We start from the raw sequence: 16345 nt of genomic DNA, 5'->3' as shown, positions 1-16345 counted from the left end.
GGTGCTTCCGGGCGGCCCGCCATGTTGCAATGAAGAGAGGAGGATTCCTCAGTTGAGTAATTCCCTGCGATCCTCCCGTCGCTCCTGCCTGAAGCCCTGACGATCATCACGCCGTTCCTGCCTGAAGCCCTGGCGATCCTCACGCCGTTCGACCGCAAAGTCACGCCGGTCATCCCGTTTTTCGCGACGATAGTCACGTCGGTCATCACGCATCTGCTGACGTGCCTCGTGACGCGCTTCGGGACTGTCGGCCTGCATCAGAGCCCGATGATCCTGACGCATGTCCCGATGATAGGCACGATTATCCCGGCGCCTGTCCTCGCGGGCGGCATGCACATCCTGGCGGCGATCCCGGCGGGCACTCCTGACGTCCTGCTGCCGGTCCCGGCGATAATCCTGCCGAGCCTGGTGGCGTTCGGCCTTGTAATGGCGGACCTCTCCCCGACTCGGCCGCTGCCAGGCGAAAGCCGGAGCGGAGAGCAACAGCAAGGCGGCGGTGACGGCAATAATCCCAGTGGTGGTTTTCATCTTGTTCTCCTTGTGGTTGGTCATGGGTAAGTTCAATCTGAAACCAGGTCTGCAGCGCCTGTCTTACCCCGTTAGACGCAAACCGGCGGCCAGGGTTTACAAAGGGGGTAAAAAAGACTGAAATGGTTGACACCATCTGCATTTCGGTTAACTCTAGAATAATCGACCCGGCCTGAGTCAGGCCATCACCACACCGCATCGAAGGAGAACAGAATGGAAAGCCTTACCGTTCAGGAAGCCATCAAGCGCTCGATCATGACTGAAAAGAGCGCCATGGATTTTTATCGACTCGGCGCCGGCCACATGACCAACGAGCAGGCGCGTAAAACTTTTGAACTGCTGGCCGACGAAGAGCGTGACCATGCGCGGATGTTCTACGATCTCTACCAGGGAGATGACCTGCCGGATTTCGACACCCTGATGGCGGCCGACCCGGCGGCTGAAAATGACTGGCTGAGCAGTACTGAAAAGGAGCTTTTTGCCCAGTTCGACGACCGTAAGGCGATGGAAATGGCGATGCAGAAGGAAAAATCTCTCGCCGAGCACCTGCAGCAGATGGCCGACCGGTTCGACCAGCCGGATGTCAAGGAAGTTTTTCTTAAAAACGTCCGGTCCACCGATGGCCATTACCAGCTGATCGAATCGGAATATGCCCGTCTGATGGGCATGGTTCATGAAACCGACATTGACACCTTCGTCCGCGAATAGGACCGGGTCCTCCGCAACCCGGCAGGCCCTGCTTGACGCCGTGCGGACCGAGCGGGACGCCATGTACTTTTACCTGCGCGCGGCACGAACCGCGCGTGACGGACGCGCCCGCAGGGTTTTCAACAACCTGGCGGAGGATGAACGTCGACATATTGAATGGTTCCTGGAGACCTACTCGGGAAACGACCTCCCCGACCTGCAAACCTGTCTTGACCGGGGACGCAACGAAGCCAATGACTGGCTGGAAGAACTGGAAAACACCCACGCCACCGACAGTACCGATCTGGCCGCACTGCAACTGGCGATGCGCAAGGAAGAGGAACTCGAACAACACCTGCGTCGGCAGGCGGAAAAACAGACCGATCTGCAGATCAGACGGGTCTACCTGGCCAACGCCGACGCTACCCGCCAGCACTACGAAACCATCCGTGCCGAACTGCAGCGACTGAGCGGCGAACAGATCCTGACCTGAATCAGCAAAACGTCACCGGCGGCTATCTCCGGGACCGGCCCCCTTTCGGGAGAACCCCATGTACGAACGGCCAGACCTGCATCAATTCCGCAGCAAGGTTGCAGCAACAGCCTTAAGGCTGTTGCAACGCAACCCTTCCGCCGGAGGACAGTCAACCGCGGCGCGCGCCGTTCAGCACCTCGCTGAAGAAACCCTCACCAGGCATCGGCAGCACCGGGAGAAGATTGCCTGCCGCCCCGGATGCGGTGATTGCTGCCAGGTCAATGTCGCAGTTCTCGATGCCGAAACAGAAGCCGTCTGTTCCTATCTCCGGCAGCATCTCACTCCCGGGGAATTCGAAAATCTGCGCCAGGCAGCCCACAAGCTCCATCTTCGTGTCGGTGGATTGAACGATCAGGAACGCCTTCTGGCCAGAAGCCCCTGCCTCTTCCTCGACCAGAAAAAACGCTGCAGCATCTACCCGGTCCGCCCCCTGCTCTGTCGCAGCCTGACCTCCACCGATGCCGACCGTTGCCGGGAGGCGATCACCATGGCGGCCCTCGATCGGTCCCCCCCGGTCCTCTGCCATCTCTGGCAACAGGAACTTTTCAACCAGGCCTTTCTCGGGCTGGCCGATGCCCTGCGGGATGCCGGCCTCGAGCCCCGCAGCCGGCAGCTGGTCGAAGCCGTCTGGCAGCGGCTGCAATAGCAGATAAAGTTTCGTAAGATTGTGCCGGGCGGGGTTTGGCGGCTCGACAAGGCGTTATTTCAGACGCATAGCCGTAGTTCATGCCTGAAATCACAACGCGGCCGAGGCGTCAAAGAACAAGCAAGATGCGTAAGTTTATGGGGTACAGGCGACTAGGTCGCTGCCTGCAGGGACTTGAGGTCGAGGCCGTTGCGCAGAATTTCAGTGACCTTGTCAACCGCGACCGGTTGACTGAAGAGGTAACCCTGAATTTCATGGCAGTCATGTCCCCGCAGAAATTCGAGCTGCCCCTCGGTCTCCACCCCCTCAGCAACGATCTTCAGATCAAGGCTCTTGCCCATGGCGATGATCGCCTGGGTAATGGCGGCATCGGTCGCGTTGCGTTCCACCTCCTGCACAAAGGATTTGTCGATCTTCAGGGTGTTGATCGAAAACCGTCGCAAATGGGAAAGAGATGAATAGCCGGTGCCGAAATCATCGATCGAAATACAGATCCCCAGTTCCTTGAGCTGCCGCAGAATGGCAACGGCAAAATCAGGATTCTGCATCACAACCGTCTCGGTGACTTCCAGTTCCAGGCATTCAGGTGAAACCCCGGCATCCTCCAGGGCCTGGCTGATCTGGCCGACCAGGTTCTGCTGCTGCAACTGGTAACCGGACAGGTTGACCGCCACCCGGACATCACCCAAACCCAAGTCCGCCCATTCCCGCACCTGGTGACAGACCTGCCGCAGAACCCATTCGCCGATGGAAAAAATCAGCCCGGTCTCCTCGGCCAGGGAAATGAAATCGGCTGGCGGCAACAGCCCCAGGTCGGGGTGCTGCCAGCGCAGCAGAGCTTCCAGCGACGTCACTTCGCCCGTGGAGGCGTCCACCTTCGGCTGGTAATGAATACGGAATTCGTCCCGTTCCAGAGCACGACGGATTCCTGTTTCAAGGATCATGCGCCGTTCACTGTCGAAATCCATGGCCCGGTTGTAGACCTTGAAATTGTTGCGCCCCTGGGCCTTTGCGCTGTACATGGCGATGTCGGCCTTCTTGACCAGTTCTTCGGGACTGTTGTGATGAGCGGGGAAATGACTTACGCCGATGCTGGTGGTGATGAAAAGTTCATGTTCGTTGACCTGTAGCGGTTCAGCAAGAATTTTCAGAATTTTCTCCGCCACCCGCTCGGCATCGGCACTGCAATTGAGATTGCCAAGGACAATGGCGAATTCATCACCGCCGAGGCGGCCGACGGCATCGGTTTCACGCAGCAGCTTTTTCAGCCGTGCCGCGACCTCGACCAGCAGCGCGTCGCCGGAATCATGCCCCAGGGTGTCGTTGATCATTTTGAAACGGTCCAGATCCAGGAACAACACCGCGACTTCCCGGCCGATACGTTTGGCCATGGCCAGTTCCTGCTGCAGCCGTTCGATGAAGTTGGTCCGGTTCGGCAAGCCGGTCAGGGCATCGTGGTGCGCCAGGTGATAGAGCTGATCCTGGGCCCGTTTACGTTCAGTGATATCACGGCAGATCCCCCAGACCAGTCGCTCACCATCCTCCTGGCGACTGCAGGTCATGCTGCCCTCGACATTGACGGCCCTGCCGTCCCGGGCCGTCATTTTCCCTTCGATGGCCCCCCCGGAGTTTCCATCCAGCAGGTTGTTGAAAGCGGAAATACAACGACTTTTGTCATCCTGCTGCACGATGTCCTGCAGCTTGAGCTGCGGCAGCGACTCGCTGTCATAGCCCAGGGTCTGTTGCCAGCTGCGGTTGGTGTAGATGAAGGAACCATCCTCCCGGACACAGAAGATCAGGTCATTGGCGGTATCAAGAAAACTGACCAGACGCTGTTCACTCTCTCTGTGGGCCTGGTTTTCCCGGCGGATGATACGCATCAGGAAGGCGCTGATCAGGGCCACCGTGGCATTCAGGACACAAACCCAGAACCAGCTCAGCCCCAGGTAAAGACCGTCGGAATGAAGGATGGGATCGACGAAGGGCATGGCGACACTGGCCACCCAGCCGTGATATTCAGCCAACAGCAGTCCGCCGTACAGAAGACTTCCGAGACTGCCCATGGCCAGCACCTGGCGCCGCCTTTCAAGCAGCACCGCCGCCTCGATGCTGACCACCAGGTAGACCGGCCAGAACCAGCTGGCCGCGCCGCCGCTGTAGTGAACCAGCAGGGTCACCAGGATCAGGTCGAAAAGGATCTGCAGGTGATCGACATAACGCAGACGGGAGATAACCGGATAATAGAAATGGCAGAGGGTATTGTAGCCGAAAACCGTCACCACCGCGACCAGCAGAGTCACAATCTGCGCGGTATCGACAAACAGCCCGTAACGACTGGAGGCAAAGGTGACTGCGGCCGCCAGACCGTAAAGAGCGAACACCAGCAACAGCAGCCAGCGCGCCTGGGCGACCAGAATAGTCCGGCCGCGGGCGCTGGTAAACTGTCGGCTGTCTTCCGAAACCGCCCCGTCGGCACTTTCAAACGTCATCAGGTTGTGCAGCCAGGTCGGCGGATCTTGATTTTGCAACGCCTTCATGGGCCCTCTCCGTGATCCGGCCCCCCGCATGGCAGCCCTCCGCTCCCATCAGAACCGGGATGGGCCGCCCGGCACGGGCTGCCCTCATGGAAAGATTTTGCAAAATCCAAGCCACATGTCCAACCAGGCTGAATCTCAGGAGAAAAACAACCCGTATCCATTCCAACCCGGCGTGAAACCGGCAAAACCCCGACACCACGCCAATTGACTCAACAAGAGTTACTCCTCCTGCTGCAGTTTCCGCAGGTATTCTTCCCATTCGATCGGCAATAACGACTGCTTGCGGCTGTTGCATTCCTTGCAGGCGGGGACGCAATTCCCCCTGCTGCTGCGACCACCACGCACCAGCGGCACGATATGATCGAGGGTCAGATCCCGCGGAGCAACCTCCGCCCGGCAGTAATGACAACGCCCCCGGGCAATCCGATTGCGCCACCACTGGCTTTTGCGCAATTCCCGAGCCCGGGCCCGCTCGCGACGCAGATGTTCTTCACTCACATCCTGATAAAACTCCATCTTTCAACCCCTTGCATGACCTCATTGGTATCGCCCGGAGACAGCATCTCCGATATCGTATCGAGTGAGGATAAACGAGCATATACATTTCGTGCGCTTGCACAAAGTCCGGTTTTATGCCATTAAATAGTGCCCGGCCGGATTTCCCGGATGGTGCTGCGGCCGTTACCGGACGGAAACCGGGGACCCCGTCCTTACGAAGCAGTACCGAGCCCCCACGACTTATAAACTATATGAAAATCCTTATCATAGGAACCGGTCAGGTCGGATTTTTTCTCTGCGAACGCCTTTCCCTGGAGGGGCATGAAGTGACCCTCATCGACCGGGATGGAGAAAGCCTCAAGCGTGCCGAGGACCGTCTCAACGTCCTTGGAATCGAGGGAAACGGGGCCAGCGCGGAGGTTCTCGAACAGGCCGGCATCAAGGAAACCGACATCTTCATCGCCGTCACCGACCTCGATGAAGTCAATATCCTGGCCTGCCTGCTGGCCCGCGAGTACCAGGTCAAAACCCTGGTCGCCCGGGTCAAGAGCATCGAGTTCAGCGGCCGGCGGGCCGTCCTGTCGAAAGAAAAACTGGGCATTGACCTGCTGATCAACCCGGAAGACGCTGTCGCCGAAGAGATCATCAAGATCGCCCATCGCAGCGGCACCTTCGATGTCGCCGAGTTTGTCGAAGGACAGATCCAGTTTCTCGGCTACCGCATCACCGCGGAAAACCCGCTCTGCAACCTGACCCTGCGCGAACTTGGAGCATTGCGCGGTATCTACCGGTTCGTCGTCACCGCCATCAGTCGAGACGGCAAAACCATTATTCCGCGCGGCGATGATGTCATCCAGGAAGGCGATCGCATCTTCATTGTCGTCCACCAGAATGATCTGCCGGCGATCCAATACATGCTGGAACAGAAAGAAGAGAAGAAAAACCGCCGGCGGCGGGCCTTTATCCTCGGCGGCGGGCACATCGGACTGCACGTCGCAGCGGACCTGGAAAAACTGGGGTTCGATGTCCGGCTGATCGACCGCGATGAAAAACGCTGCGAAAAACTGTCCGCCAGCCTGCGTCGGACCCTGGTGATTCATGCCGAAGGGACCGACGTCCGCACCCTCTGCGAGGAAGGCATCAACGATGCCGATTTCTTCATCGCCGTCACGGAAAATGACGAAAGCAATATCCTCTGCTCCCTGCTCGCCCGCCAACATGGTGTCCGCCGGACCCTGACCCTGGTCAACCAGCCGGAGCTTCTCAACCTGGCCCCCTCGCTCGGCATCGACGCCTGCGTGTCACCGCGTCTGGCAGCGGCCAGCGCCATCCTCAAGTACGTGCGCCGAGGCGACATCATCTCCCTGGCGGCCATCGAGGGAAGCAACGCGGAGGTTCTGGAACTGGAAGTCAAGGCTGACAGCCAGGTGATCAACACCCCGTTGCGCAATCTCCACTTTCCAGCCGGGGCGATCATCGGTGCCATTGTTCACGACCGGACCTATGAAATTCCGACCGGCGAAAGCCGGTTGCAGGCCGGCGACCGGGTGGTGATCTTCGCCATGCCGGAAGCCCTGGCCAAGGTTGAAACCTTCTTCGCCCGGGCATGAATATCCTACTGACCATGCGCCTGCTCGGCGCTCTGCTGATGTGCCTTGCCGTGACCCTGCTGGTCCCGGTTCCCTTTTCCCTGTACTTTTCCGACGGTGCCACCCCGGCGTTGCTGCTCTCGGCGCTGCTCACCCTGATCGTCGGAGCCTCGATGTTTTTCAGCTGCCGCAACGACAGCGAGCTGTCCCTGCGCGAAGGATTTGCCGTGGTCAGTTTCGGCTGGCTGCTGTTTTCCTGTTTCGGCGCCCTGCCGTTCCTTTTCAGCGGCGCTATTCCCGACCCCGTCAACGCGATCTTCGAAACCATGAGCGGTTTCACCACCACCGGTGCCACCATCCTCACCACCATCGAAGGCCTGCCGGAAAGCATCCTGCTCTGGCGCGCGCTGACGCACTGGTTGGGAGGTATGGGGATTATCGTCCTCTCCCTCGCCATCCTGCCGATGCTCGGTGTCGGCGGCATGCAGCTGTTCAAGGCCGAGGTGCCGGGCCCGACCGCGGACCGCCTTAAACCGCGCATCCAGGACACCGCCAAGCTGCTCTGGGGCGTCTACCTGCTGCTCACCGCGATCGAAACACTGCTGCTGATGCTGGGGGGAATGAATTTCTACGAAGCCCTCTGCCATGCGTTCGCCACCCTGGCAACCGGGGGATTCTCGACCCGCAACGCCTCGGTCGGCAGCTACCAGAGCGCCTACATCGACTGGATCATCACCCTGTTCATGTTTCTCGCCGGAGTCAACTTTTCCCTGCATTATCACGCCCTGCGCGGACGATTGAGGGAATACTGGCGCAGCGAAGAATTCCGCTGCTATCTCGGCATCACTCTCGGAGCCACCCTGCTGCTGATCATCATCAACCAGGGGCGGGTCTATCATTCCCTGGTCGACAACCTGCGTTACAGCGCCTTTCAGGCGACCTCGATCCTGACCACCACCGGCTTCGGCACGGCCGATTACGAACAATGGCCGGTTGTGGCCCAGTACCTGCTGGTGCTGTTGATGTTCATCGGCGGTTGCGCCGGGTCAACCGGCGGCGGCATCAAGGTGGCACGCGTCCTGCTGCTCTTCAAACATGCCCAGGTTCAGCTCTTTCGCCTCATCCATCCACGCGCGGTGCGCCTGGTCAAACTGGGAGATCTGCCGGTCGCACGCGACGTCATGCAGGCCATTCTCGGTTTTTTTGCCCTCTACATCGGCGTTTTCGTTTTCGCGACCCTGCTGATGACGGCCTGCGGCCTTGATCTGCTCTCAGCCGCCGGCGCGGTTATCGCGACCCTCGGCAACATCGGTCCGGGGATCGGCAGTGTCGGTCCAATCGATAACTACGCCCATATTCTTCCCTTCGGAAAATCAGTACTGATCCTCTGCATGCTGCTGGGACGCCTCGAACTTTTCACGGTTCTGGTGTTGATCTTCCCCAGCTTCTGGAGGAAATAGGACGACCATCCGGAACAACCCTCACCCGTGCGACCGGCCACCTTCGAGGGGGAAAATGGTAACCCGGTTGCGGCCGAGAGCCTTGGACTGGTAGAGCGCCCGGTCCGCGGTGTCAATGACACGGAACTTGTCGACCTTGGCCACCCCGGGCTGATAGGTGGTTCCACCGATGCTGATGGTCACGCGAACCTTGTCCCGATTGACCTCGGTCTCCAGCTTTTCAACCCGCCGCCGCAGCCGTTCGGCAAAAACCCGCAGACCGGAAGGATCGGTCTCCGGCAGAATCACGGCAAACTCCTCGCCGCCATAGCGCGCCACCACATCGGACGTGCGTACCGACGCGGTCACCGCCTCGGCGATATTCTTCAACACCAGATCACCTACCGGATGACCGTAGTTGTCGTTGACCTGTTTGAAATGATCGAGATCAAACATCAACAGCGAAAAACAGCTGCCATAGCGGATCACCCGGCCCATTTCGTGGTCCACCATTTCCTGAAAATACCGATGATTGTAGAGACCGGTCAGGCCGTCGCGAAAAACCAGCTCACGCAATTTGCTGTTGGCCTGGCGCAGTTCGGCAGCCAGTTTCTCATTCTTCTGGTTGGCCTGCTTGACCTCCAACAGCAACTGTTCACTGCTGAGGTTCATTTCACCGAGTTCTTCATTGGCCTCCTGCAGCATTTCCGAGTAGGGACGCATTTCCCCCGGATCAAGATCGAAACCGGAAAACAGCTCGACCGCTTTTTCAGCCACGCTGTCAACCAGCATTTCCACCGCCGGAGATGAAAGGCCGAAGCGCGATGTCATCAGAGTCTGCAGTTGGTCGACCTGACCGCTGCCGCCCGGAGCGTGATAGATCGCGGATAATCGATCCGCCAGTTGCACCACCTCCGCCGCTTCGAGATACTTCTCCGGCGCTTCACCCGGCCGATGGTGGTAGCGCAGGGGCTCAGTCACCTCTTTCGGCAGACCCCACCGACCGAGCAGGGCAGCACTCAATTCGGCATGGTCGAAACCGTAGCGCTCCTTTTCCACCTCGCTGATCGGACACCGGCGTGCTTCGTGCGCGGCCAGCAGAACCGGATATTCGTCCGGGTCATGCCGCTGCAGCAGCAGGATTCCGATGTCGGCCAGCAGCGCGGTGACAAAGGCATCTTCATTCGACTGACCGACCATCTTGGCCGTCAGGTCGGCAGCCACGGCGGCGGTTACCGACCGGCGCCAGAAATAATCGAGATCAAACCCTTCCTCGCCACCGGTCCGCAACTCTTCAGAGATGACAAAGGAAAGAGCGATATTTTTCAACAGATTGACGCCGAGAACCGTCAGCGCCTTGTCGATACTGCCGACCCGGTAACTCAGGCCGTAGATACTTGAATTCGCGATACGCAGCAATTTGGCCACGAGGGCCGGATCGGAAGAGATAATCTCCGCCAGCTGCTGCATCGAAGCCCGATCCTGCTGTACGGCATCAAGGATTTTGACGGCAATGGTCGGTGGAGAAGGAAGGCGGACTTTCTTTTCTATCAGACTGTCAATAGTCATAACCTGGTCCATGGTTGAAGTGGCTCTCTTTCTTATCGGCAGAGAAAGACACCCATCCATGGTTTTTTTTCAGAGCGCCCGTAACGACAGTCTGAATCAATGTCTTCGGCTTAAAGCGGACAGAAAAATGGAGAGCAACAGAACGGCGGGAGACAAAAAAAAGAGGGGATATCCGGCCGGGAAACCCGAAAATCCCCTGTAAATGGCATGGAAATGAAAAAGGTTGTCTACAGACTACACCTGAAATCTCAAAAAAATCTCAAATTTCTCCTGCAATTGAAAAAAATCTTTGCCCAAAGGCATTTTTTTCAGTTTACTGGTTATCTTCGTGGCTCAAGTGATGCTCTCCCATACCGGTAATACTGCAAAAATCTTATCTCGCGCGGAGACGCAGAAGACACAGAGAAAACAAAGGCTGAGAAAAAAGGCAAAACTGGATCTTCGGTTGGGTCAAAACCCGAAAATTATCTGACTCTCCGCTTCGCACAAGCGGCGCGAGGCTGCAACGCAGAGTAATCCTGAATCCGTGAGCCCCTTGTCGGCGGAAGCATATAAGTTTTTGTTGACCAACTCATATCCGCACCGCCGTCACGAGGCGCCGGATTTTTTATCAAATCAAGGCGCAGCCTTGGTGAGCGCGGAGGCGTAGCGGAAGCTACGTCGCACAAGCGAAGCGAGGCTGCAACGCAGAGTTGATGAAAAATCCGGCGCCGCCCCACAAAATTGGAAAGCCCCACCTTCGATTGAAGATGGGGCCCCCCCTCCGGACTGCAAGAGCAACAAGAAAAGAGATGCCGGGGTTCAAGATCCCTCCTTACCTCAAACCCCCTGTCTGCGTCATGCGATCCTGGATCACAACCCTCCCGCAAGCAGTTCGCTATGTACTATAGCGCCGGCATCTCAAAAAAATCTCACATTCAGTTTTTTTTCAAAGCAACATTTTGAAGGGGCCGGGAACATTTTTTCCATTCGGCATCATCTCGTCGCTGAACCCGACCGTCTCCATGCTGTAGAGCTTGTTCCGCTCACAATGGCCAACCAGTCCCCCCTTGCAGTAGGAATCGAAGAGTCCGCGCCAGGCGGCACTGTTCTTGGCCGCGAAGCGCTGGTAGAAACCACATTTACCGATATAGGGACAACTCTCCATGAGACCTCCAGTCCGGCGATTCATCGGTGCCGGAGTTTGCATCCTTGATGTAACCTTTATACTCACGGGATCTCAAATTTTTCTTATATTTGAATGACGGACGACAAAAAAAAACAAAAAAAATGACCGCCCCCAATCGGAGCGGTCATTTGAAAAATCGTTTTGCCGGCTACCGGCATCAGGTCAGTAAGATAAAACCGAGCTGTCGCCCTGTTCTGCCGTTATCCCGTCGATGCGAAAAGAGCAGTTCACGATGACAGCAGGTACATTCCTCGGCCAGATCGATATGTGTCCTGACAACCCCCGCCGTCAGCAACTGCCGACGGCAGGTCTCGCGCAGATCAAGTTTCCAGTGTCCCAGACGTGACTCCTCCGCCACCCCGGCCCAGGGCAGACCGGCCTTGCGGAACTGGTCTCGAACCGGCCGGTCAACCTCGTAGGCATGAGCCCCGATGCCGGGTCCTACCGCAGCCAGAAGTTCTTCAGGGCAAACCCCGAACTGCTCCTGCAGAGCATCGACAGTGCGCTGAATGATCTGCGCGACGGCGCCGCGCCAACCGACATGAACCGCCGCCACCACGCCCTGGGCGGGAGCGGCCAGCAGCACCGGATAACAGTCGGCGACCAACACCCCGATCATCATGCCGGGCTGGTTGCTGATGATCGCGTCACATTCAACCTGCTGAAAATGGCTCAGATCAGGATTGGGCTCGTCAACCACCAGGATGTTATTGCCATGGACCTGACGCACGGTCAGCAACTGGTGAACCTCAAGGCCGAAGGCCCGGACCAGAGTCGAGCGATTGCCCTCAACATTCGGGCGGGGATCCTCGGTATTGAGCCCCAGGTTCAGCGAGTTGTAGGGGGCACGGCTGATGCCGCCGTTGCGGGTGGTGAAGCCGGCCCGCAGGCTACCGGTAATCCACTCCGGTTCGAGGTAACTGATTTTTCCGTTGCGTGCCATTTTCATCGGCATTCATCACTCCGCGTCGGCCGGGGTTCCCACCACCAGGCGCGACGATTCCGAGAGTTGGTACTTCTCATCGAGATAATCAAGGATCTGCCCCAGATCCTCGGGCAGGGGACTGCGAAACTCCTGGTACTCACCGCTGGTCGGATGTCTGAAACCCAGCAGCCGGGCATGCAGCGCCTGGCGCTGCAGCCGCTGCAGCCGTTTGCGCAGTTCAAGATCGGCGACCGCATTGGCACGACGCTGCTGACCATAGACCGGGTCGCCGACCAGGGGCAGGTTCAGCTCCGACATGTGGACCCGGATCTGATGGGTGCGGCCGGTTTCAAGTGCCAGCTCAAGCCAGCTGAGTCGATCAAGATCGAAACGACGCAGCACCTCCCAGCGGGTCACCGCCCGCCGCCCCTGGCGACTGCGACTGCTCATCTTCTTGCGCTCGGTCGGATGACGACCGATCGCCTTGTCAACAACGCCTCGGGCCTGCTGAACCTGGCCATGGACCAGCGCCAGGTAACGACGCCGGATGCTGTGCTCCTTGAACTGTTCCGCCAGTGACTGATGGGCGAGGTCATTCTTGGTGGCGACCAGCACCCCCGAAGTGTCCTTGTCCAGACGATGAACAATACCGGGCCGCAGTTCCCCGCCGATACCGGCCAGATCACGACAATGATAAAGCAGGGCATTGACCAGGGTGCCGTCGGGGTGCCCGGGCGCCGGGTGTACCACCATGCCGGCGGGCTTGTCAATGACAATCAGGTCGGAATCTTCGTAAAGAATGTTAAGTGGAATATCCTGTGGAATGGCGTTGATCGGTTCCGGTTTGAAGGGGGCCAGCAGTATTGTTTCACCACCCTTGAGACGGGTTCCGGCCTTGACCGGGATGCCGTCAAGCCGCACCCGCCCGTCATCGATCAGTTTTTTCAGCTGCGCCCGGGAATAATCCTCCAGCGCCTCGGCAAGGAAGCGGTCCAGCCGCTGCGGCCCCTGCCCCGGAGCGACATCCAGGCGGATGAGATCTGTCATTTACCAGATGGTGCTTTCGATTTTTCCGGCCTGGCGGATCATGACATCCACCATGGCCCGGTCGTAAAGATGGTCTCGTTCAGGCATATCGGCGGCAACGCGGCTGTGGAAATGTTCCCGTCCTTCCTGCAGTTCCTCTTCAAGCAGCTCGAAGATATTGTCGTTCTTGATCCCTTCCTTGACTTTCTCCTGGTTGTAAAGGGCGATATCCGAAATGATCGCCCGGGCCAGGCGAAACGCCAGATTGGGGTTATCTACCAAGCGAGCCATAGCACCTCCCGTAGCGGGTTGAAAAGGGGATTGCCGTACTGATCCATATAAATTTTGACAGACTGACATTCTTCCCGACACTGTGGAAATGCCGGGGCATGTCCGCTGAAGCCCTGACCTATCCTGCAGATTACTTAAGCAACTGAAAAAAGTCAAAGTTTTCGGGTCAACCCAGATCCACCGGCTGTTTTGCGGACCGAGGGTGACGGGACGGGTGGAGATGCGAGGCGCCGTGCCGATTCGGGCGGAAACGTAGCCGAACTACGTTGAGCACCGAACCGGTGAGGCAACGAAGCAGATTCATCCGTAACGACACCCGAATTCCGAGATTGCCGGTGGATTTGGGGTTAAACCATCCGCCGCAGGATTTCGATCAGCTGCTGATGGTCTCCGCGCCAGTCCGGGGGCGGCGCATCCTCTTTCCGGTCAATCAACCAGGTGTCGACCAGCAGGGTGGCGATACCGACCCTCCCGGCGGCGAGATCATGACCGGTGTCATTGCCGATCATCAACGCCTGCTCCGGCCGCAGGTTGAAATGCTCCAGCAGATCCTCGAAATAGCCGGGGGCCGGTTTGCACAGGCACGAATTCTCCCAGTCACTGACCAGGGCGAAGGGATAATCATCCATCCCCCCCCAACGCAGCCGGGCGGCAACAATCTCCCGGGGGAACACCGGGTTGGTGGCGATCACCACCTCCCGCCCGGAGGCGAAGGCCGTGTCCAGCAGGGTGCGGATCTCCGGCAACGGCCTGACCAGCGGACGCAGGTGTTCCAGGCCATCGTCACAGTAGGCTCCGAGAGCGCGTTCGAACTGTTGCGGGCTGATTCCGCCGTGCGTTTCGAGCAGCCGTAGAAACTGCCGCCGATTGCTCCCGTCCCGCTGCCGCCGTTCCAGCAGCTGCAGAATGGCATTGCGGGCCAGCGCCCGGAAGGCGGGTGGATCGACCCGGTCTCCCAGATGGGCCGCCAGTCCGTCGAGATAGGTCGGGATGAACTGCCGCATCTCAACCTGCAGCAGGGTGCCGTCGAGATCGAAGAAAAGGGCACGAATCCGGTCAAGCCGGGAGACATCAAAACTCATCGGGATGACCTCCCGGCCGACGGCGACTGCCGATGGGCCTGAACCTGAAACAGGACCATGCCGACCGCCACCAGCAGCAGACCGACCAGATGATAGGAACGCAGGCGTTCTCCAAGAAACAACATCGCCATGCCGGCGGCAAAAACCGGAATCAGATTGATGAACAGCCCGGCGCGGTTGGGTCCCAGCAGGTCGATGCCGCGGTTCCAGCAGAGATAGGCGGCGATTGAAGGAAACAGGGCGATATAGAGGATGCTGCCGACCACCGTCGGCGAAACAGCAGGCGCCGCCACCCGCCCGATCTCCCAGCAGAACAGCGGCACCAGCAACAGCGTCCCGAGACCGATGGTCACCGTCAGGTAGCTGAGCGGATGCACCTCGGGACGCTTCCTCAACAGCGCAGAATAGAGTGCATAACAGAAGACCGCGATCAGCATCAGCAGGTCACCGCGCAGCAACTGCAGCCCCGCCAGCCTGGCAAGCTCGCCGTGCAGCACAATCCAGCCCGCACCGGCACTGCAGAGCAGCACTCCGCAGCCCTGCAGCAGCGAAATCCGTTCACCATAAAGCAGGAAGCAGCAGAGGATGATGGCGGCCGGCATGACGGTCTGCATCAGGGCGCAGTTGATGGCGGTGGTGGTCTGGGTGGCGGTGTAAAGCAGGGTGTTGAAGCTGGCGATGCCGAACAGCGAGGCCGGCAGCAGATGGCGCCAACCGGCCCGCAACGACAGCCAGTCGCGGCGGACATGCTTCCAGGTAAAGGGGATCAGGAACAGGAAGGCTCCGGACCAGCGCAGAAAGGCCATGGTGACCGGTGGAATCTGGTCTGCGACTCCCCGCGCCAGCACCACGTTGCCGGCCCAGAAAAGCGGCGCCAGCACCAGCAGCAGGCAGGCCGTCAGAGAGAAAGGATGTGATCCACGAGGCGGAGAAGATATCATCACAGATTCCATACGGCTGTCTGCGGACAGCCGATACCGGCGCCGGCACCCGATTGTGGACGGTGCGGCGTGAACAATTCGTTGAATCGGGTAAACTGTAAACAGAGAACCACAGCTTCTGCCTGCTGATATGCCGCATCCAGCGGATAATTGCAACCCAGATCCACCGGCTGTTTTGTGGACCGAGGGTGGCGGAACGGGTGGAGATGCGCGGCGCCGCGCCGTTTCGGGCGCAGACGTAGCCGCGCTACGTCGAGCACCGAAGCGGTGACGGCAACAAAGCAGATTCACCCGTAACGACAGCCGAATCCCGAAATTGCCGGTGGATTTGGGTGCAAGACTTTGGCACGAAAGGAACCGTCTATGCACATCACCCGGACTCTGCTCCTCATGTTGCTGACCCTTGCCGTCGCCGGTCCGGTTTCCGCCGACCCGCTGACCCCGGCCAAGAGCGCCGGCATCCGCTACCTGATGCAGCTCACCGGTACCGACAACATGGAACCCGAACTGAACGGACAGCTGAAAAGCCGGGCACGACAAGCCCTCGAAGCCGATGGCGACAAGATTTCCGAACGGGTCGAAGCCATCGTCGATTTCGAAGTCAGGCAACTGCTGGCGGAACGCCGTGACCAGCTCGAAGACAAACTGATGCATATCTATGCCGACCACTTCAGCCATGATGAAATCAAGCAGCTCATCTCCTTCTACCGCAGCGACATCGGCAAAAAATCTCTCCGGGTCCTCCCTGCCATCAGGACTGAAAGTCGTGAAACCGGACGACAGTGGGGAGAAACACTGGTCACTGAACTGGTTCGGAGAATCAATGCCAGAATGAGCGCCGGCGCCCTCCGTCTGACCGAATAATGTTTGATTATTTGAAACAT

The 16345-nt window shown here is 58.7% G+C and carries 16 protein-coding genes; 6 read left to right on the top strand and 10 right to left on the bottom strand.

Going from position 1 to position 16345, the window contains the following annotated elements:
* Window positions 1-48: 48 nt before the first annotated feature.
* Window positions 49-528 (bottom strand): hypothetical protein, encoded by a 480-nt coding sequence (locus B5V00_RS08380; RefSeq protein WP_085010331.1) that lies wholly within the window; start codon window positions 526-528, stop codon window positions 49-51.
* 213 nt (window positions 529-741) lie between these two features.
* On the opposite strand from B5V00_RS08380, the gene B5V00_RS08375 reads away from it, so the two are divergent.
* From B5V00_RS08375 to B5V00_RS08365, 3 genes are read left to right on the top strand one after another with little or no spacing between them, the layout of a single operon-like run.
* On the top strand, window positions 742-1236 hold the full coding sequence (locus B5V00_RS08375) for a ferritin-like domain-containing protein (protein WP_085010330.1): 495 nt from the start codon (window positions 742-744) through the stop codon (window positions 1234-1236).
* Window positions 1202-1708, top strand: a complete 507-nt coding sequence (locus B5V00_RS08370) for a ferritin family protein (RefSeq protein ID WP_085010329.1) — start codon at window positions 1202-1204, stop codon at window positions 1706-1708. The genes B5V00_RS08375 and B5V00_RS08370 overlap by 35 nt, the downstream gene beginning before the upstream one ends.
* A 58-nt stretch (window positions 1709-1766) precedes the next feature.
* Window positions 1767-2396 (top strand): YkgJ family cysteine cluster protein, encoded by a 630-nt coding sequence (locus tag B5V00_RS08365; RefSeq protein ID WP_085010328.1) that lies wholly within the window; start codon window positions 1767-1769, stop codon window positions 2394-2396.
* A 152-nt stretch (window positions 2397-2548) separates the two neighbouring features.
* On the opposite strand, the gene B5V00_RS08360 is transcribed toward B5V00_RS08365, so the two are convergent.
* Both B5V00_RS08360 and B5V00_RS08355 read right to left on the bottom strand, forming a co-directional pair.
* Complete coding sequence (locus B5V00_RS08360; protein WP_172399670.1) at window positions 2549-4933, bottom strand: putative bifunctional diguanylate cyclase/phosphodiesterase; 2385 nt, start codon at window positions 4931-4933, stop codon at window positions 2549-2551.
* Window positions 4934-5152: 219 nt separating this feature from the next.
* The gene (locus B5V00_RS08355) at window positions 5153-5449 is read right to left on the bottom strand and encodes an HNH endonuclease (protein WP_085010326.1); all 297 of its coding nucleotides are present in this window, start codon (window positions 5447-5449) and stop codon (window positions 5153-5155) included.
* A 233-nt stretch (window positions 5450-5682) separates the two neighbouring features.
* Here B5V00_RS08355 and trkA point away from each other — a divergent pair, with 233 nt between their 5' ends.
* Both trkA and B5V00_RS08345 read left to right on the top strand, forming a co-directional pair.
* Complete coding sequence (gene trkA, locus B5V00_RS08350) at window positions 5683-7041, top strand: Trk system potassium transporter TrkA (RefSeq protein WP_172399669.1); 1359 nt, start codon at window positions 5683-5685, stop codon at window positions 7039-7041.
* Window positions 7038-8480 (top strand): TrkH family potassium uptake protein, encoded by a 1443-nt coding sequence (locus tag B5V00_RS08345; protein ID WP_085010324.1) that lies wholly within the window; start codon window positions 7038-7040, stop codon window positions 8478-8480. The genes trkA and B5V00_RS08345 overlap by 4 nt, the downstream gene beginning before the upstream one ends.
* A gap of 21 nt (window positions 8481-8501) precedes the next feature.
* Here B5V00_RS08345 and B5V00_RS08340 read toward each other — a convergent pair whose 3' ends face one another.
* The 7 genes from B5V00_RS08340 to B5V00_RS17170 form a co-directional block, all read right to left on the bottom strand.
* Window positions 8502-10028: an HDOD domain-containing protein gene (locus B5V00_RS08340; RefSeq protein ID WP_172399668.1), complete on the bottom strand. Its 1527-nt coding sequence runs from the start codon at window positions 10026-10028 to the stop codon at window positions 8502-8504.
* A gap of 928 nt (window positions 10029-10956) precedes the next feature.
* Window positions 10957-11175: a hypothetical protein gene (locus B5V00_RS08335; RefSeq protein ID WP_085010322.1), complete on the bottom strand. Its 219-nt coding sequence runs from the start codon at window positions 11173-11175 to the stop codon at window positions 10957-10959.
* 178 nt (window positions 11176-11353) lie between these two features.
* Window positions 11354-12151 (bottom strand): peptidoglycan editing factor PgeF, encoded by a 798-nt coding sequence (gene pgeF / locus B5V00_RS08330; protein ID WP_281249676.1) that lies wholly within the window; start codon window positions 12149-12151, stop codon window positions 11354-11356.
* 3 nt (window positions 12152-12154) lie between these two features.
* Window positions 12155-13168 (bottom strand): RluA family pseudouridine synthase, encoded by a 1014-nt coding sequence (locus tag B5V00_RS08325; RefSeq protein WP_085010321.1) that lies wholly within the window; start codon window positions 13166-13168, stop codon window positions 12155-12157.
* A complete protein-coding gene (locus B5V00_RS08320; protein WP_085010320.1) occupies window positions 13169-13438 on the bottom strand; it encodes a hypothetical protein in 270 nt (89 codons plus the stop codon).
* Between the two features lie 347 nt (window positions 13439-13785).
* Window positions 13786-14520 (bottom strand): HAD family hydrolase, encoded by a 735-nt coding sequence (locus B5V00_RS08315; RefSeq protein WP_085010319.1) that lies wholly within the window; start codon window positions 14518-14520, stop codon window positions 13786-13788.
* The gene (locus tag B5V00_RS17170; protein WP_172399667.1) at window positions 14517-15461 is read right to left on the bottom strand and encodes a DMT family transporter; all 945 of its coding nucleotides are present in this window, start codon (window positions 15459-15461) and stop codon (window positions 14517-14519) included. Before B5V00_RS17170 ends, B5V00_RS08315 begins: the two co-directional genes overlap by 4 nt.
* A 363-nt stretch (window positions 15462-15824) precedes the next feature.
* Here B5V00_RS17170 and B5V00_RS08305 point away from each other — a divergent pair, with 363 nt between their 5' ends.
* On the top strand, window positions 15825-16325 hold the full coding sequence (locus B5V00_RS08305; RefSeq protein WP_085010413.1) for a DUF2059 domain-containing protein: 501 nt from the start codon (window positions 15825-15827) through the stop codon (window positions 16323-16325).
* Window positions 16326-16345 lie beyond the last annotated feature (20 nt).

Origin of the sequence: Geothermobacter hydrogeniphilus (genome assembly GCF_002093115.1) — a bacterium.
In the GTDB taxonomy this organism is placed as follows: Bacteria; Desulfobacterota; Desulfuromonadia; order Desulfuromonadales; family Geothermobacteraceae; genus Geothermobacter_A; species Geothermobacter_A hydrogeniphilus.
Note: the sequence above shows the minus strand (reverse complement) of the source record. Positions and strands in the feature narration are given on the sequence as shown.

Excerpts from the sequence above, each read along its gene's own strand:
- pgeF (WP_281249676.1), bottom strand. The coding sequence starts at position 12,151 with ATGCCGATGAAAATGGCACGCAACGGAAAAATCAGTTACCTCGAACCG.
- B5V00_RS08365 (WP_085010328.1), top strand. The coding sequence starts at position 1,767 with ATGTACGAACGGCCAGACCTGCATCAATTCCGCAGCAAGGTTGCAGCA.
- B5V00_RS08315 (WP_085010319.1), bottom strand. The coding sequence starts at position 14,520 with ATGAGTTTTGATGTCTCCCGGCTTGACCGGATTCGTGCCCTTTTCTTC.
- B5V00_RS08305 (WP_085010413.1), top strand. The coding sequence starts at position 15,825 with ATGCACATCACCCGGACTCTGCTCCTCATGTTGCTGACCCTTGCCGTC.
- B5V00_RS08335 (WP_085010322.1), bottom strand. The coding sequence starts at position 11,175 with ATGGAGAGTTGTCCCTATATCGGTAAATGTGGTTTCTACCAGCGCTTC.
- B5V00_RS08375 (WP_085010330.1), top strand. The coding sequence starts at position 742 with ATGGAAAGCCTTACCGTTCAGGAAGCCATCAAGCGCTCGATCATGACT.
- trkA (WP_172399669.1), top strand. The coding sequence starts at position 5,683 with ATGAAAATCCTTATCATAGGAACCGGTCAGGTCGGATTTTTTCTCTGC.
- B5V00_RS08360 (WP_172399670.1), bottom strand. The coding sequence starts at position 4,933 with ATGAAGGCGTTGCAAAATCAAGATCCGCCGACCTGGCTGCACAACCTG.
- B5V00_RS08380 (WP_085010331.1), bottom strand. The coding sequence starts at position 528 with ATGAAAACCACCACTGGGATTATTGCCGTCACCGCCGCCTTGCTGTTG.
- B5V00_RS08325 (WP_085010321.1), bottom strand. The coding sequence starts at position 13,168 with ATGACAGATCTCATCCGCCTGGATGTCGCTCCGGGGCAGGGGCCGCAG.
- B5V00_RS08355 (WP_085010326.1), bottom strand. The coding sequence starts at position 5,449 with ATGGAGTTTTATCAGGATGTGAGTGAAGAACATCTGCGTCGCGAGCGG.
- B5V00_RS08370 (WP_085010329.1), top strand. The coding sequence starts at position 1,202 with ATGAAACCGACATTGACACCTTCGTCCGCGAATAGGACCGGGTCCTCC.
- B5V00_RS08320 (WP_085010320.1), bottom strand. The coding sequence starts at position 13,438 with ATGGCTCGCTTGGTAGATAACCCCAATCTGGCGTTTCGCCTGGCCCGG.
- B5V00_RS08345 (WP_085010324.1), top strand. The coding sequence starts at position 7,038 with ATGAATATCCTACTGACCATGCGCCTGCTCGGCGCTCTGCTGATGTGC.
- B5V00_RS17170 (WP_172399667.1), bottom strand. The coding sequence starts at position 15,461 with ATGATATCTTCTCCGCCTCGTGGATCACATCCTTTCTCTCTGACGGCC.
- B5V00_RS08340 (WP_172399668.1), bottom strand. The coding sequence starts at position 10,028 with ATGACTATTGACAGTCTGATAGAAAAGAAAGTCCGCCTTCCTTCTCCA.